Annotated in this window: 13 protein-coding genes; 4 read left to right on the forward strand and 9 right to left on the reverse strand. The window is 74.9% G+C overall.

All coding sequences use genetic code 11. The features are described from left to right. From AMK16_RS09280 to AMK16_RS09295, 4 genes are read right to left on the reverse strand one after another with little or no spacing between them, the layout of a single operon-like run. Complete coding sequence (locus AMK16_RS09280) at positions 1-639, reverse strand: GTP-binding protein (protein WP_073911615.1); 639 nt, start codon at positions 637-639, stop codon at positions 1-3. Continuing rightward, positions 620-1,009 carry a DUF742 domain-containing protein gene (locus tag AMK16_RS09285; RefSeq protein ID WP_073911616.1) on the reverse strand — a complete coding sequence of 130 codons (390 nt, stop codon included), beginning with the start codon at positions 1,007-1,009 and terminating at the stop codon, positions 620-622. The genes AMK16_RS09280 and AMK16_RS09285 overlap by 20 nt, the downstream gene beginning before the upstream one ends. After that, entirely contained in the window at positions 1,006-1,500 is a 495-nt protein-coding gene (locus AMK16_RS09290) for a roadblock/LC7 domain-containing protein (protein ID WP_073911617.1), read from the reverse strand. The genes AMK16_RS09285 and AMK16_RS09290 overlap by 4 nt, the downstream gene beginning before the upstream one ends. Continuing rightward, the gene (locus tag AMK16_RS09295; RefSeq protein ID WP_073911620.1) at positions 1,497-4,589 is read right to left on the reverse strand and encodes a sensor histidine kinase; all 3,093 of its coding nucleotides are present in this window, start codon (positions 4,587-4,589) and stop codon (positions 1,497-1,499) included. Before AMK16_RS09295 ends, AMK16_RS09290 begins: the two co-directional genes overlap by 4 nt. A gap of 388 nt (positions 4,590-4,977) precedes the next feature. On the opposite strand from AMK16_RS09295, the gene AMK16_RS09300 reads away from it, so the two are divergent. After that, on the forward strand, positions 4,978-5,751 hold the full coding sequence (locus AMK16_RS09300) for a protein phosphatase 2C domain-containing protein (RefSeq protein WP_073911622.1): 774 nt from the start codon (positions 4,978-4,980) through the stop codon (positions 5,749-5,751). 77 nt (positions 5,752-5,828) lie between these two features. Here the strand turns inward: AMK16_RS09300 and AMK16_RS09305 are convergent, their stop codons facing one another. The 5 genes from AMK16_RS09305 to AMK16_RS09325 form a co-directional block, all read right to left on the reverse strand. Continuing rightward, positions 5,829-6,284 carry a MarR family winged helix-turn-helix transcriptional regulator gene (locus AMK16_RS09305; protein ID WP_073911624.1) on the reverse strand — a complete coding sequence of 152 codons (456 nt, stop codon included), beginning with the start codon at positions 6,282-6,284 and terminating at the stop codon, positions 5,829-5,831. 154 nt (positions 6,285-6,438) lie between these two features. Beyond that, the gene (gene lon, locus AMK16_RS09310) at positions 6,439-8,835 is read right to left on the reverse strand and encodes an endopeptidase La (protein ID WP_073911626.1); all 2,397 of its coding nucleotides are present in this window, start codon (positions 8,833-8,835) and stop codon (positions 6,439-6,441) included. A gap of 98 nt (positions 8,836-8,933) precedes the next feature. Continuing rightward, positions 8,934-9,728, reverse strand: coding sequence for a DUF4097 family beta strand repeat-containing protein (locus AMK16_RS09315; protein ID WP_073911629.1), 795 nt, complete (start codon positions 9,726-9,728; stop codon positions 8,934-8,936). A 63-nt stretch (positions 9,729-9,791) separates the two neighbouring features. Continuing rightward, positions 9,792-10,847 carry a rhodanese-like domain-containing protein gene (locus AMK16_RS09320; protein WP_338014429.1) on the reverse strand — a complete coding sequence of 352 codons (1,056 nt, stop codon included), beginning with the start codon at positions 10,845-10,847 and terminating at the stop codon, positions 9,792-9,794. A gap of 169 nt (positions 10,848-11,016) precedes the next feature. Next, positions 11,017-12,474 (reverse strand): hypothetical protein, encoded by a 1,458-nt coding sequence (locus AMK16_RS09325; protein ID WP_242438713.1) that lies wholly within the window; start codon positions 12,472-12,474, stop codon positions 11,017-11,019. On the opposite strand from AMK16_RS09325, the gene AMK16_RS09330 reads away from it, so the two are divergent. The 3 genes from AMK16_RS09330 to AMK16_RS09340 all read left to right on the forward strand — a co-directional run bounded on the left by AMK16_RS09330 (position 12,455) and on the right by AMK16_RS09340 (position 15,104). Next, positions 12,455-13,009, forward strand: a complete 555-nt coding sequence (locus tag AMK16_RS09330; protein WP_143196804.1) for a protealysin inhibitor emfourin — start codon at positions 12,455-12,457, stop codon at positions 13,007-13,009. The two genes, AMK16_RS09325 and AMK16_RS09330, sit on opposite strands and share 20 nt — an antisense overlap. 233 nt (positions 13,010-13,242) lie before the next feature. Continuing rightward, the gene (locus AMK16_RS09335; RefSeq protein WP_073911634.1) at positions 13,243-13,983 is read left to right on the forward strand and encodes a response regulator transcription factor; all 741 of its coding nucleotides are present in this window, start codon (positions 13,243-13,245) and stop codon (positions 13,981-13,983) included. 68 nt (positions 13,984-14,051) lie between these two features. Continuing rightward, positions 14,052-15,104: a HAMP domain-containing sensor histidine kinase gene (locus AMK16_RS09340; protein ID WP_073913489.1), complete on the forward strand. Its 1,053-nt coding sequence runs from the start codon at positions 14,052-14,054 to the stop codon at positions 15,102-15,104. Positions 15,105-15,113 lie beyond the last annotated feature (9 nt).

Below are 15,113 nucleotides of genomic sequence, written 5' to 3' on the forward strand. Positions count from 1 at the left end.
TCACGTTCTCGATTCGGTCTGTTCGGGGGTGTTGTCGAGGGCGTGGCCCACCAGGGTCAGCAGGGATTCGACGACGGTGGCGCGGCGCCGCGCGTCCATGATGACGACGGGGACGTCCGGCGGGACGGTGAGCGCCTCGCGCACGTCCTCGGGCTCGTACGACTGCGATCCGTCGAAGTGGTTGACGGCGACGGCGTACGGCAGCCCGCAGCTCTCGAAGTAGTCCAGGGCGGGGAAGCAGTCGCGCAGCCGGCGGGTGTCGGCCAGGACGATGCCGCCGATGGCGCCGCGCACCAGGTCGTCCCACATGAACCAGAACCGCTCCTGGCCCGGGGTCCCGTACACGTAGAGGACGAGGTCGTCGTCGAGGGTGACGCGGCCGAAGTCCATGGCGACGGTGGTGGTGTGCTTGTCCGGGGTGCCGCTCAGGTCGTCGGTCGCGGCGGCGGCCTCGGTCATCACCGCCTCGGTGCGCAGCGGGGCGATCTCGGAGACGGAGGAGACGAAGGTGGTCTTGCCGACGCCGAATCCGCCCGCGACCAGCACCTTGACGGCGACGGGTGCGCGGGATCGGTCGTACTGCCAGGGCTGGACGTCCTCGTCCTGCGTGACGGGGCTGTCAAAGACGGCGGAGACCACTGAGCACCCTTTCGAGCAGCGCGCGTTCGGGCCGGCCGGCGCCGTGGCCCGTGCCGTAGACGCGGATCCTTCCCTGGTCGGCGAGGTCGCTGACGAGGACGCGGACCACTCCGAGGGGCAGCTTCAGCAGCGCGGCGATCTCGGCGATCGTGCGCATGCGGCGGCAGACCTCGACGATGGCGGGCATCTCGGGCATGCGGTCCGGCTTCTGCGGCTGCGAGGCCTTGGTGTCCAGGGCGGCGACGAAGGTCTCCACGAGCAGGACCTGCGTGAAGCGGGTGCGGCCGCCCGTGAGGGAGTACGGGCGGACGCGGGCGGGACGGCGGTCGGCGCCGCGTATCGGCAGCCGTTCGGAGGCCGGACTCCTCACGGGGTGTTCTCCATCGACTGGCGCAGCTCACTGCGGACTTCGGGGGTCAGGACGTGGCCGGCGCGGCCGACGAACAGGGCCATGTGGTAGGCGACGACGCTCATGTCGCAGTCGGGGGTGGCGTGCACGCCCAGCAGGGAGCCGTCGCTGATGGCCATGACGAAGACGGAGCCGTGCTCCATCGCCACCATGGTCTGTTTGACGGAGCCGCCGTCCATGAGGGCGGCGGCGCCGGTGGTGAGGCTGCCGAGGCCGGAGACGATGGTGGCCAGGTCGGCCGACGCACCCCGGGGGCCCTTGGACCGGGAGTCCTGCCGTGGTTGCGCCGCCGCGGTGCCGGGGCCGCCGGGGTCGGAGGACAGGAGCAGGAGCCCGTCCGAGGAGACGACGGCGACGGAGTTGACGCCGGGCACCTCCTCGACGAGGTCGGTCAGCAGCCACTGCAGGTTGCGGGCCTGGGTGCTCAGTCCGTACGTACTGGGCGCGGTCATGTGCGTGCCTCCTGTGCGGTGTCCCCCTGGTCGGTCTGGCCCTGCCCCCGGTCCTGGTCCTGCGCGAGCTCGGCGGCGACGACGCGCCGCCCGTCCTGGGCGCCCTGGTAGAACCCGCCGAGCCGGCGGCGCAGTTCGTCGGCGTCGACCCGGCGCGGGGGTTCGGGCCGCGCCTCGTCCGCGCGGCCGGCCGCGACGGACCGCGGGGTCCGCTTGGGCAGGCCCTTGTCGGTGACGGTCTCGGCGGGGGCTTCGGCGGAATCGACGGGGTGGCTGCGCCGGCGTGGCAGCCGGTCGTCCCCGGGGGTGGCACGTACGTGCGGATCCGGCCGGGGCACGTCTTCGTGCACGTCGGCCCCGGGCGCGGCATCCGGCGCCGCGGGCGGGTCCGCCGGGCCGGGGTCGGGGACCGCGGATCCGGCCGGTGCCGCGTCGGGGACGACCCGCGCGAGGAGCTGCTCCTCGGGGGCGTCCCCGGCCGGGGCCTGTGCGGCCGGTGCCTGTGCCGGGACGGTGAAGACCTGCTCGGCGGGCGGCAGCGGGCCCTCCGCCGGGCCGGGGCGGGCCTGCGGCCCGGGCGCTGCGAAGACCTCGGGGCCGGGGTCGGGGACGACCCGGGCCAGGAGTTCCTCGGCGGCGTGGGGCTCGGCGGCGTGGGGCTCGGCGGCGTGGGGCTCGGCGGCGTGGGGCTCGGCGGCGTGGGGCTCGGCCGCGGCCTCCGGCCCGCCGGCGGCGCCGGGCCCGTCCGGGTCCGCCGGGGCCGGGTCGAGGCCGTCCGCGCCCTGCCCGAAGGCCGGGGCCTCATCGAAGGCCGGGGCCGTGTCGAAGGCCGGGGCCTCGGCCTCGGCATCCGCCGGGGCCGAGGGGCCGACGGCCGGGGAGGCGGGGCCGGCTTCGGTTTCCGGCGCGGTCGCGGGAGTGCCGGGGGCCGCCGGAGCGGCGCTCTCGTGGGCCGTCGCGGCAGCCGCGCCGCGCATCCGCTCCGGGAGGCTGTTCTCGTTCGCCTCCGCGACCACACCCGGCAGCCGCAGCGCCGACGCCCCCGGCGTGGCCAGGCTGTGCACCGGCGAGGCGGACGGAGTGGTGGGCAGCAGGGCGGCCGGTACGACCACCAGGGCTTCGGTGCCGCCGTGCTGCGGGGCGCGCAGCTCCGCGGTGACCCCGTGCCGTGCCGCGAGGCGCCCGGCCACGTACAGACCGAGGCCCAGGCCGTGCTCCGACTCGGGTTCCTCGTCGTAGGCCTCGGGCGTGGACAGGCGTGCGTTGAGCGATTCGAGCCGGTCCCCGGTGATCCCGATGCCCTCGTCGACGACGGAGAGCACCACGTCCCCGGTGTCCAGGGGCCACCCGGACACCTTGACCCTGGCCTCGGGCGGGGAGAAGGTCGTCGCGTTCTCCAGCAGTTCGGCCAGGACGTGCGAGATGTCGTCTGCCGCGTGCCCCGCGACCTGCATGTACGAGGGCAGAGCCGCGAGGTCGACGCGCTCGTAGCGCTCGATCTCGCTGACGGCGGCCCGCATCACGTCGACCATCGGCACCGGCAGACCGTGCCCGTGTCCGTGCTCCTGTCCGGCCAGGACCAGCAGGTTCTCGTTGTGGCGGCGCATCACCGTCGCCAGGTGGTCCAGCTTGAAGAGGGTCGCCAGCCGGTCGGGGTCCTGCTCCTTGGACTCCAGTTCCTCGATGACGGCGAGTTGGCGCTCCACCAGGCCCAGGGTCCGCAGCGACAGCGAGACGGAGGTCGTCGACATGACGCGGCGGTGCTCTTCGAGCCCGGACCGCAGCTTGGTGAGCTCCTCCTCCAGCACCTCGCGGCTGGAGCTCAGGGCTTCGTTGCGGCCGATGATGCGGCGCCGGTCGGCGTCGAGCCCGGCGATGCGGGTGTGCAGGGAGACGGTCTGGTCGCGCACCGCGTTCAGGTGGCGCACGACCTCGGCGAACTCGTCGTTGCGGCCGGTGAAGCGGACGGGCTCCACCGATCCCTCCGGCGTGGCCAGCCGCTCCGCGCCGCGGCGCAGTACGGACAGCGGCCGGGTCAGCGAGCGCGCCACGGCGGTGGAGGCGCCGACGGCGACCAGGAAGAGCAGTCCCAGCAGGGCGACCAGGGTTTCGAGTCGGGTCACGTCGTCGTCGCGCAGGGCTGCGAGCGCGGAGGCGCGCTCGCCGGCCAGGCTGGATTCGACGGACCGCATCCGGTCGATGCGCGCGGTGAGCGCGGAGCCCACGGCGGCGCCGTCGGTGGCCTTGCGGTCGGCCGCCGTCAGGGTCGGGCGCTCGGTGAGCCGCTTGAGGTAGTCGTCGGCCGCCTTGACCTCGGGGCCGGTGACGGTGGCGGCGAGGGTCTGGCGCACGTCAGGCCGCGCGGCCCGGGCGAAGTCGTCCAGGGCGCCCTGCTCCCGGACCCGGGAGCGCTGGGCGGCGGTGCTGAGCTCGTCCGCGACGGCCGAGTTGGGGAGCTGCTCGCCGCGGGGGACGGCCAGTGCGGCGAGCAGCAGTCCGCGGGTGGCCGAGGCCTGTTCCACGGCCTGGCCCAGCGGGGCCATGGGGCGGGTGGTGGCGAGGGCCGCCCCGGCGCGGGGCGGGGTCAGCTCGGCCAGCCGGTCGCCGGGGGCGAGCAGTTCGGCGATGACTCCGGCGTAGGCCTGGTGTGCGGCGAGGGCGCTGTCCTTGCCGTCGACGGCTTCGGTGCGGACCGCCTCGATGCGGCCGAGGGCGCGGGCGGTCTCCTCGTCGGCGTCGGCCCGTACCTCGGCGAGCTGCCGGTCGGTGCGGGCGGCGCGCTCCTGGACGGGGCCCTTGGCGCCGCCGGGGCGGCCCTTGGCGGCGTATTCGACGACGGCGTCGCGTTCGTCGCCGAGCAGGTGCGCGAGGGTGAGGGTCTGCCGGGTCTGGTCCGCGAGGGTGACCAGGCGTTGGGAGTCGTTGAGGTCCGTCGTGGCGGAGAGGACGGCGGGTGCGCCGGCCGCGAGGACGGTGAGGCCGGCGACGGCCACGCCTACGACCAGCCTGCGGCGCACGCGGACGCGGCGTCCTGCGGGGGCCGGGCCGTCGGTGGCGGTGCCGTTCTTCCGAGACCGCTTCTTCTGCACCGGTGCTCGCAATCCTGTACGTGTGCTCTTGCTCGTCTACTCGTGTGGCCGAGGTAACGGCCGGTCAACAAGTAAACGCTCCCTGCCCCCTCGTACCGCCACAGACCTTTGCAGTGTGATGGGAAGAGAGCCGCACATCGCCCACCCGGCCACTCGAACGAGTGAACATCACGGATGAGTTGGCGACCAACTCGGACACCCCCTGTCAGAGCGCGTCCTTGGACGGGCGGTTGAAAGATCGATGCGGCCTTTGGCAGGATGCCCGCCCACATCGCGGGGAGCCGGCCTGCGGGTCGCCCCGCGGCCCGGCGCGCGGGGGCTCCCACCCCTTCCCCATTGGTACGGACCTGTCCGGGCGCGGTGCCTCCGTGCGCGGCACAATGGCCGCATGCGCATCGACCTCGCCTCGGCCCCCGGCGATCCGGAACGCCCCAATGAGGACTGGGTGTCGGCCGCGATCCCCGCCGCGGGCGGCGGTGTGCTGGTGGTGCTGGACGGGGTCACACCGCCGCGCGGCGAGGACGGGTGCGTGCACGGGGTGCCGTGGTTCGCCGCGCGGCTCGGCGGCCGATTGACCGAACTGTCCGGATCGCGGCGGGACATGCCGCTGGACCGGATCCTGGCGGAGGCCGTCCGCGCCACGGCGGACGCCCACCGGGACACCTGTGACCTTTCTCACGTCCGCACGCCGCAGGCGACGGTGACCGTCGTCCGCTGGGACGACGCGTACGTGGAGCACCTGGTGCTCTCTGATTCCGTCCTGCTCCTCCAGGCGCCGGCGGGCGAGGTGACGGCCGTGCTCGACGACCGGCTGGACCGGATCCCGCGCGAGGTACTGCGCTCGGTGGCCGCGACGGACGCCCTGCGCAACGCGGAGGGCGGCTTCTTCACGGCGGCCGCGGATCCGGCGGTGGCCGCCCGGGCGGTGACGGGGCGCACCCCGCGCGAGCGGGTCCGGGCGGTCGCCGCGCTCACGGACGGGGCGAGCCGGTGGACGGACACCTTCGGGGAGGGCGACTGGGCGCAGTGCCTGGCGGTGCTGCGCAAGGAGGGCGCGCAGGGGCTGATCGGGCGGGTCCGCACGATCGAGTCCGACCCGGAGCGCCGCTCGGCCCGGTACAAGCGGCACGACGACGCGTCGGCGGTCTACGCGGAGCTGTAGCGGCGGCCGGGGGCGACGCGGTCGGGCCGGGGCCTGCGCGGTCGGCCCCTGGCCGGCACGCCGGTGACCGACGACGGCTACTCGGCGCCAGCGTTCAGCTGGTTGAGCAGACGGGCCAGTTCCGCCACCTCACCGCGGTCCCAGTCGGCGAGCTTGCGCATGTACTGCTCGCGCCGGGCGTCGCGTACGCGCAGGAAGCGCTCGCGGCCCTCCTCGGTGAGGGTGATGAGGAAGGCGCGGCCGTCGGCCGGGTCGGGCTCGCGGGCGACCAGGCCCAGCTCCTCCAGGGCGCGCAGCTGGCGGCTCATGGTGGCCTTGCCGACGCCGAAGTACGCGGCGAGTTCGGTGGCCCGCTGCCGGCCGCCCGCTTCCAGGCGTACGAGGAGCCCGTAGGCGGCCGGCTCCAGCTCGGGGTGGAGGGCGCGCGCCATCTCCCCGGAGGAGGCGCGGGCGCGCCGGAGGAAGACGGACAGTTCCCGCTCCAGGGCAAGGAACTCCTGGTCTTCACTCCCGTGCACGTCCTGCTCCTTCATTCATGTCCGACACCGCGGTGGGTGGGGGCCAGTATTTCGCAGCGTGCACGCCGGCGGCCCGGGGCCCCGCCGAAGCGGGGACCCGGGCGGTCGCGCCCCTTGCCCGGCGGCCCCCGGGGCCCCGGGGAGGTGCGCCGGAGCCGTTCGGGCGGCGTCAGGCGGCGGCGGGGAGCGCCACCTCCGCGGCGGCCAGGGCGAGTTCCAGGACCTGGCGCACATCGGTCACCGGGTGTACCTCCAGCCCCTCCAGCACCTCGGCCGGGACGTCGTCGAGATCGGCCTCGTTGCGCTTGGGGATGATGACGGTGGTCAGCCCCGCCCGGTGCGCGGCGAGCAGCTTCTGCTTGACCCCGCCGATCGGCAGGACGCGCCCGGTGAGCGAGACCTCGCCTGTCATGGCGACGTCCGTGCGCACCTGCCGGCCGGAGAGCAGCGAGGCGAGCGCCGTGGTCATGGTGATGCCCGCGCTCGGGCCGTCCTTCGGCACCGCGCCCGCCGGGAAGTGGATGTGCACGCCCCGGTCCTTCAGGTCGGCGACCGGGAGTTCCAGTTCGGCACCGTGCGAGCGCAGGAAGCTGAGCGCGATCTGCGCCGACTCCTTCATGACCTCGCCGAGCTGGCCGGTCAGGGTCAGGCCGGCCGCGCCCGTCTCCGGGTCGGCCAGGGACGCCTCCACGAAGAGCACGTCGCCGCCCGCGCCGGTCACCGCGAGGCCGGTGGCCACTCCGGGGACGGCCGTGCGCCGTTCGGCGGGGTCCTGGGCGGACTCGGGCACGTGGTGGGGGCGCCCGATCAGGCCGCGCAGGTCGCCGGCGCCGATGCGCAACGGCAGCTCCCGCTCGCCCAGTTCGTGCTGCGAGGCGACCTTGCGCAGGAGCCGGGCGAGGGACCGCTCCAGGGTGCGCACGCCCGCCTCGCGGGTGTACTCGCCCGCCAGCCTGCGCAGGGCGTCCTCCTCCAGGACCACTTCGTCGGCGCCGAGACCGGCCCGCTCCAGCTGGCGCGGCAGCAGGTGGTCGCGGGCGATGACGATCTTCTCGTCCTCGGTGTACCCGTCGAGGCGCACCAGCTCCATCCGGTCGGCCAGGGCCTCCGGGATGGCTTCCAGCACGTTGGCGGTGGCCAGGAACACCACGTCGCTGAGGTCCAGTTCGACCTCCAGGTAGTGGTCGCGGAAGGTGTGGTTCTGCGCGGGGTCCAGCACCTCCAGCAGGGCTGCCGCGGGGTCGCCGCGGAAGTCGGAGCCCACCTTGTCGATCTCGTCGAGCAGCACGACGGGGTTCATCGAGCCGGCCTCCTTGATGGCGCGGACGATCCGGCCCGGCAGCGCGCCGACGTACGTCCGCCGGTGGCCGCGGATCTCGGCCTCGTCCCGTACGCCGCCGAGCGCGACGCGGACGAACTTGCGGCCCATGGCGTGCGCGACGCTCTCGCCGAGGCTGGTCTTGCCGACGCCGGGAGGCCCCACGAGCGCCAGCACGGCTCCGCCGCGCCGCCCGCCGATGACGCCCATGCCCCGCTCGGAACGCCGCTTGCGCACGGCGAGGTATTCGGTGATGCGGTCCTTCACGTCGCTCAGTCCGGCGTGCTCGGCGTCGAGCACCGCCCGGGCCCCGCGGATGTCGTACTCGTCCTCGGTGCGCTCGTTCCAGGGCAGCTCCAGCACGGTGTCGAGCCAGGTCCGGATCCAGGAGCCCTCGGGCGACTGGTCGCTGGCACGCTCCAGCTTGTCGACTTCCTTGAGCGCCGCCTCCCGTACCTTCTCGGGCAGGTCGGCGGCCTCGACCCGGGCGCGGTAGTCGTCGGACTCCTCGCCCTCCTTCTCACCGCCCAGCTCGCGCAGTTCCTTGCGGACCGCCTCCAGCTGCCGCTTCAGCAGGAACTCGCGCTGCTGCTTGTCGACGCCGTCCTGGACGTCCTTGGCGATGGATTCGGCGACGTCCTGTTCGGCGAGGTGGTCACGCAGGGCCTTGACGGCGAGCCGGAGCCGGGCGACCGGGTCGGCGGTCTCCAGCAGTTCGACCTTCTGCCCGACCGTCAGGAACGGTGAGTAGCCGGAGTTGTCGGCGAGGGCGGAGACCCCTTCGATCTGCTGGATCCGGTCCACGACCTGCCAGGCCCCGCGCTTCTTCAGCCAGCTGGTGGCGAGCGCCTTGTACTCCTTGACGAGCTCGGCGACCGCTCCGGGCAGCGGGTCGGGCACGTTCTCCTCGACGCTCTCGCCCTCGACCCAGAGCGCCGCTCCGGGGCCGGTGGTTCCGGCGCCGATACGGACGCGCCCGCGGCCGCGGATGAGCGCGCCGGGGTCCCCATCGGAGAGCCGGCCCACCTGTTCGACGGTTCCGAGCACACCGGTGTCGGCGTACTTGCCGTCGATCCGCGGCACGAGCAGCACCCGGGGTTTTCCGCTGCCGGCGGCGGCCTGGGCCGCCTCCACGGCGGCGCGCACCTCGGCGTCGGAAAGGTCCAGTGGAACGACCATTGCGGGCAGCACGACCTCGTCGTCGAGCGGCAGCACGGGCAGGGTGAGCGTTGCGGACGTCGAAGCCATGATCTTCCCTCCGGCAGTGAAGTTGAGCTATGCCGACTCAATGCATGGGCGCCGCCCGTTGTTCCCCGACCCGCGTTCGCCCCGGGCGAACGGAAGGATCAGCCGCCGAGCGCGGAGACGCGGACGTCACCGGAGGTCGTCTTCACCGTGAGCCGGGAGGCGGCGGCGGGGTCGGAGGGGAGGGAGACGTCGCGGGCGCCGGAGGAGGTGGAGACCTCCAGGCGGTAGGGGGCCTGGGGGACCTTCAGGGTGACGTTGCCGGAGGTGGTGTCGACGAGCACCGAGGCGGGGACCTTCGCGAAGTCCAGACGGGCGTCGCCCGCATCGGAATGGACGTCGGCGCTCGGGCCGCCGAGGCCGGAGGCGGTGATCGCGCCGGAGGACGTACGCACCGTCAGCGGGCCCGCGATGCGGTCGGCCTTGACGGCTCCGGAGCCGGCCGTCACCTCGGCGGCGGCCACGCCGGTCACGCTGATGCGGCCGCTGCCGCTCTCCAGCCTGACCGTGGCGGAGGCGGGGACCTCCAGGCGGTAGTCGATGTAGCAGGTGTCCGAGCAGCCGTTGGAGAAGGTCAGTACGCCCCCGGTGACCTTCTGACCCGGGGTCGGGGCGGCGTCCTCGCGATAGTGGACGGTGCGGTGGACCGTGACGCCGGGGCCGGAGCCGGGATTGATCTCGATCGAGCCGGCCCGGGCGCCCGTCACCTCCACCGCGCTGACGGCCTCGGTGACGGTGGCGTCGGCGGTCAGCGTCTTCTGCGGGCCGTCCCCCAGGGCGCTCCCGAGGGAGCCCCCGTCGGAGGAGCAGCCGGCCAGCAGGACTCCGGCCCCGAGTGCGGCGATCACGGCGACTGCGGTGCGGGCGGGGCGAAGTGACGCGGCGTGAGAAGTCATGAACCCATTGTGGCGGTCGCGCGCCGCACGGCCGATGGGGCCGGTACCCGAACGGGGGTGGGGTTATCCCCCGCCCTCGCCCGTGATCACCGGCCGCTGCGCCGAGGGGGCACCCCACTCGCTCCATGAGCCGTCGTACACCGCCAGGTCCCGGTAGCCGGCGAGTTCGGCGCCGAGGGCGAGCACGCAGGCGGTGACCCCGGAGCCGCAGCTGAAGCGGAGCCGCTCGCGCTGCCCCACCAGGTCCTGGAACGCCGCGCGGAGCTCCTCGGCGGGGCGCATCAGGCCGCCGTCCCGCTGGAGTTCGCCGAAGGGCAGGTTCAGCGCGCCCGGCATGTGGCCGGCGCGCAGGCCCGGACGGGGTTCGGGAGCGGTGCCGGCGAAGCGTCCCCGGGTGCGGGCGTCGAGGACGGCCGCGGCCGGGTCGGCCAGGGCCGCGGCCACGGCGTCCGCGTCGACCAGCAGGCCGGGGCGGGGGCGGGCGGTGAAGGATCCGCGCGGGCCCCGGTAGGCGGGGGCCGCGCTCTCCAGGGGCAGGCCGGCGGCCGTCCAGGCGGGCAGCCCGCCGTCGAGGACGGCGGCCCGGTCGAAGCCCATGGCGCGCAGCATCCACCAGGCGCGGGCGCTGGAGTAGATGCCGGCGCCGTCGTAGACGACCACGGCGGCGGTGTCGTCGTCGATGCCGAGGGCCCGCATCGACTCGGCGAACCGCTCGGGCGCCGGCATGGTGTGCGGCGCAGGGGCGTCGTGGTCGGACAGGTCCCCGTCGAGGTCGAAGGGGCGTGCCCCCGGGATCCGCCGGTCGGATCCGCGGTGGGCGCCCACGGAAGCATCGAAGACCACCACCCCCGGAGCCCCGATCCGCTCCGCGAGCCACCCGGCGTCCACCAGTGCCCGGAAGGGCGCACCCGCCGCGCCCCCGGGCTGCGGGGCCGCGAACTCGCCGGACCAACCCCCCGGAGCCTCGGACCGCACCACCGCCCGGGAAGACCCACTGGCCGCGCCCTCCTGCTGCGGGGCCCCGGGGCCGCCGGATGAAGCCGCCCGGGCTCCGGGGCGAAGGGTCCCGGGCTGCCGGGCCTCGGGCGGGTGCGCGGCGGGATTCTCGGCAGCGGGCATGGCGGCACCTCCTGGGGCCCGGCAAGGCGCCCCGGCGGGGCGGCCCGCCGGGCGTGCGTCGCGGGTCGTCCTATACTGCGGCCTCCCCCTGCCGCCCGTGCGCCCGGCCCCGGGGCAGCACCAGCGGCAGGGGCAGGCGCAGGGCAGCGGCAGGTCCCCGGGCTCCGGTTCAGGGGCAGGTGCCCGGGCGGGCGTAGACCGCCACGCGAGCGCCGCGCACCGCGCTGACCGAGCACAGGTCGAACCGGGCGTCGAGCGTCTGCCGCTTCACCGCCTCCTTCGGGTACGGGTCCAGCGGCTGCCCGGCCGGGTCCAGGAGGGCGATGACCCGGGGCGAGCCGACGAGCGCCTCGCGGATCTCCCGCGGGCCCAGCTCGGTGCCCTGGAGGCTGTGCGAGGCCGCCGGGGAGCGGTCCAGGGCGACGTCGCGCAGTGCGCCGTAGACCTCCGGCGAGGACAGCAGCCACTCGCGCCGCCGCGCCGGCAGGAAGGCCACCGCGTCCCCCGGCCGGGCCCGTTCCCGGACGGCGGAAGCCACCGCCAGGGCGTCGTCCTTGCGGCTCTCGGGCGTCCGCAGCCAGGCCGACCAGATCCCGGCGGGCACCAGCAGGGCGGCGGCCAGCAGCCACGGCCACCATCCCCGGGCCGCCGCGAGCCGGGCCCCCGCGAGGAGGGCGAATCCGGCCAGCGCGTAGAGCACGTACCGGTCCACGTACCAGGGGTGGACCAGTGAGAGCGCCATCAGCAGCCCGGGCGGCAGCAGCGCCAGCGGCAGGGCGACCCGTACGAGGTCCCGCTCGGCGGCGCCGCGTGCGAGCAGCAGCGCGGCGCCCGCCAGCACCGCGTACGCCGCCCAGTCCTGCCAGGCCGGCCGCCCGAGCCAGCCGAGCTGCTGCTGCGCCTGCCGGGAGCTCACCAGGGCGAGCGGCAGCAGCAGGGTCAGGGCCGCTCCGGCCGCGATGCGCCAGCCGCGCGAGCGCCAGGCCGTGCAGGCGTGCGCGAGCAGGGCCAGGGCCGCGAACTCGTGCAGCCAGCAGCCGAGGAGCAGTACCGCCGCGTAGGCCGTCCACCGCTCGCACAGCATCAGGTACGTGGCCCACACCACGGCGGCGGCCACGAGGGCGTACGAGCGGCCTTCCTGGGCGTACATCTGGACGGGCGGCAGGGCGGCGTAGACCAGCCCGCACAGCAGCGCGGCCCGCCCGCCCGCGAGCCGGTGCCCGATCGCGGCGACCCCGGCGGCGGCGAGGGCGGTGGCGGCGACGGAGGGCAGCCGCAGGGCCCACAGGCCGCCGTCCCAGGCCGCGAACACCCCGTGCATGAGCAGGTAGTGCAGGCCGTGCACGGCGTCCACCCGTGCCAGCAGCCCCCAGAGCCCGTCGAGCGGCCGGTGGGCCACCTGCCAGGTGACGGATTCGTCGCGCCACATGCTGCCGCCGCGCTCCAGGCCCCAGAGACCGAGGAGGGCGGCGAGCAGCGCGGGCAGCACGTGCCAGGGGGCGATGCGGCGGATGGCGACCTCCGGACTGTCGCGGCGGGTGTGGGGACTCCATACTCGGGGTTCGGGCGGATTACCTGCGGAGGTGGGTGTGCGAGCGTTCCGGGCGGTGGCGGTGGTACTGGGCACGGTGGTGCTCGGTGCGGCGGTGCTGGCGGGGTGCGGGCCGGCCGGTTCCAGGGCCGACGACGCGGCGCCGTCAGGGGCGCCGGCCCCCCGTACGGCTCCGGCCACGGCTCCCGCGGCGAGCTCCTCCCCGGCGACGGGCCCCGCCCCCGGTGCGACGGCCGGCGATACCCCGGCCGCGGGCGATACCCCGGCTGCCGGCGAGACCCTGGTACGGGTCACGCGCAGCGGCGGTTTCGCCGGGCAGACCCGCACCGTCGTCGTGAAGGGCGACGGCTCGTGGACCCGCCTCGCCCGCGAGGCGCGTCCCGAGGGCACCGGGAAGCAGTCGCCGGCCGAGCTGGCCAGGCTGCGCACGGCGCTCCGGGAGGCGGACTTCGCCCGGCTGCCCCGGCGTTCGACGAGCGACCCCACGGTCTACGACGGCTTCACCTACGCCTTCGTCCACGGCGGCTTCGAGGTGACGGCCGAGGAGGGCGCCCTGCCGCCGGCCCTGACCGCGGTGCTGGACGCGCTGCCGTCGTTCACGGCCGCGTAGGGGGCGCGGCGGCGCCCGGCCGGAAGACCGGGGTGGACGCCGTCCGTGGGCCCCCCGCAGCGGTGGGAAAGGCTCCGCTTGTGTGCGCGCCGCACCGGCCCGCCCCCGGTACATCCCACCCGCTACCCGGATGATCAGCACAAATGCCCTGACCGAACCCCACATAGCCGCACGCCGATGGCTCCTCTACGCTGCACCCCACCACGCAGATCTTCATGGGGCGGGACCGGGACATGGAACAGACACACACCACCCACAACGGCGCATCGGCGACCCCCGGCGCCCAGCGGCGCGTACTCGTCGTCGAGGACGACCAGACCATCGCGGAGGCCATCGCGGCCCGGCTGCGCGCCGAGGGCTTCCAGGTCCAGACCGCGGCGGACGGCCCGGCGGCCGTCGCGGCGGCCGAGAGCTGGCTGCCCGAGCTGCTGGTCCTGGACATCATGCTGCCGGGCTTCGACGGCCTGGAGGTCTGCCGCCGGGTCCAGGCGCAGCGGCCGGTCCCCGTGCTGATGCTCACCGCCCGGGACGACGAGACCGACCTGCTGGTCGGTCTGGGGGTCGGCGCGGACGACTACATGACCAAGCCGTTCTCGATGCGGGAGCTGGCCGCGCGGGTCCACGTCCTGCTGCGCCGCGTGGAGCGGGCCACCCAGGCGGCGACCGCCCCGCGCGGGGCCACCCTGCGCCTGGGCGACCTGGAGATCGACCACGCGCAGCGCCGGGTCCGGGTGCAGACCGAGGACGTGCACCTGACGCCGACCGAGTTCGACCTGCTGGTCTGCCTGGCCGGGACCCCCCGGGCGGTGCTCTCGCGCGAGCAGCTGCTGGCCGAGGTGTGGGACTGGGCGGACGCGTCCGGGACCCGTACGGTCGACAGCCACATCAAGGCGCTGCGCCGCAAGATCGGCGCCGAGCGGATCCGTACGGTCCACGGCGTCGGGTACGCCCTGGAGACCCCGGCGCAGCCGTGAGCGGCGGACGGCCGGCGGATCCGGCGGTACGGGCCGGGCAGCCGCACGGGCAGCGGTCCGCGGGCTCCCTGCGGCCGTTCTCACCCTTCTCGATCAAGACCAAACTGGGCACTCTCGTGGTGGTCTCGGTCTTCATCACCACCGGCCTGCTGATGGTGGCGTTGCGCACGGACACCGAGCTGCGGTTCATCACGGTCTTCTCGGTGATCGCCTCGATGCTGATCACCCAGTTCGTGGCGCACAGCCTGACGGCGCCGCTGGACGAGATGACGACGGTGGCCCGGGCGATATCGCACGGCGACTACACGCACCGGGTGCGCGGTTCGGGGCGCCGCGACGAGCTGGGCGACCTGGCCGCCACGATCAACCTGATGGCGGACGACCTGGAGGCGGTGGACCGCCACCGCAAGGAGCTGGTGGCCAACGTCTCGCACGAGCTGCGCACGCCCATCGCGGCGCTGCGGGCGGTCCTGGAGAACGTGGTGGACGGGGTTTCGGCCGCCGATCCGGAGACCATGCGCACGATGCTGAAGCAGACCGAGCGCCTCGGCCGCCTGGTGGAGACCCTGCTGGACCTGTCGAGGGTGGACAACGGCGTGGTCCCGCTGCGCGCCCGCCGCTTCGAGGTGTGGCCGTACCTGTCGGGCGTGCTGAAGGAGTCCGGGCTGGCGGCCGCCGGCCGTCCGGGGCTGTCCACCGGTTCGGGCGGGCACACCCGCAACGACGTCCACCTCCACCTGGACGTGTTCCCGTCCGAGCTGATGGCCTACGCGGACGCCGAGCGCCTGCACCAGGTGGTGGCGAACCTGATCGACAACGCGGTCAAGCACAGCCCGCCGCACGGCCGGGTCACGGTCCGCGCCCGGGCCGGTGACGCGCCCGGGAGTTTGGCGCTGGAGGTGCGGGACGAGGGTCCCGGCATCCCGGAGGCGGAGCGGTACCGGGTCTTCGAGCGGTTCAACCGGGGCAGCGCGCGCGGCGGCGACGGCGGCACGGGGCTGGGCCTGGCGATCGCCCGCTGGGCGGTGGAGCTGCACGGAGGGCGGATCGGAGTGGCCGAATCGTCACGCGGCTGCCGCATCCTCGTCACGCTTCCGGGCAGCTCCCGGGCGCCGTGTTGACGTAGGGTT

The organism is Streptomyces sp. CB00455 (assembly GCF_001905445.1).
Classification (GTDB): Bacteria; Actinomycetota; Actinomycetes; order Streptomycetales; family Streptomycetaceae; genus Streptomyces.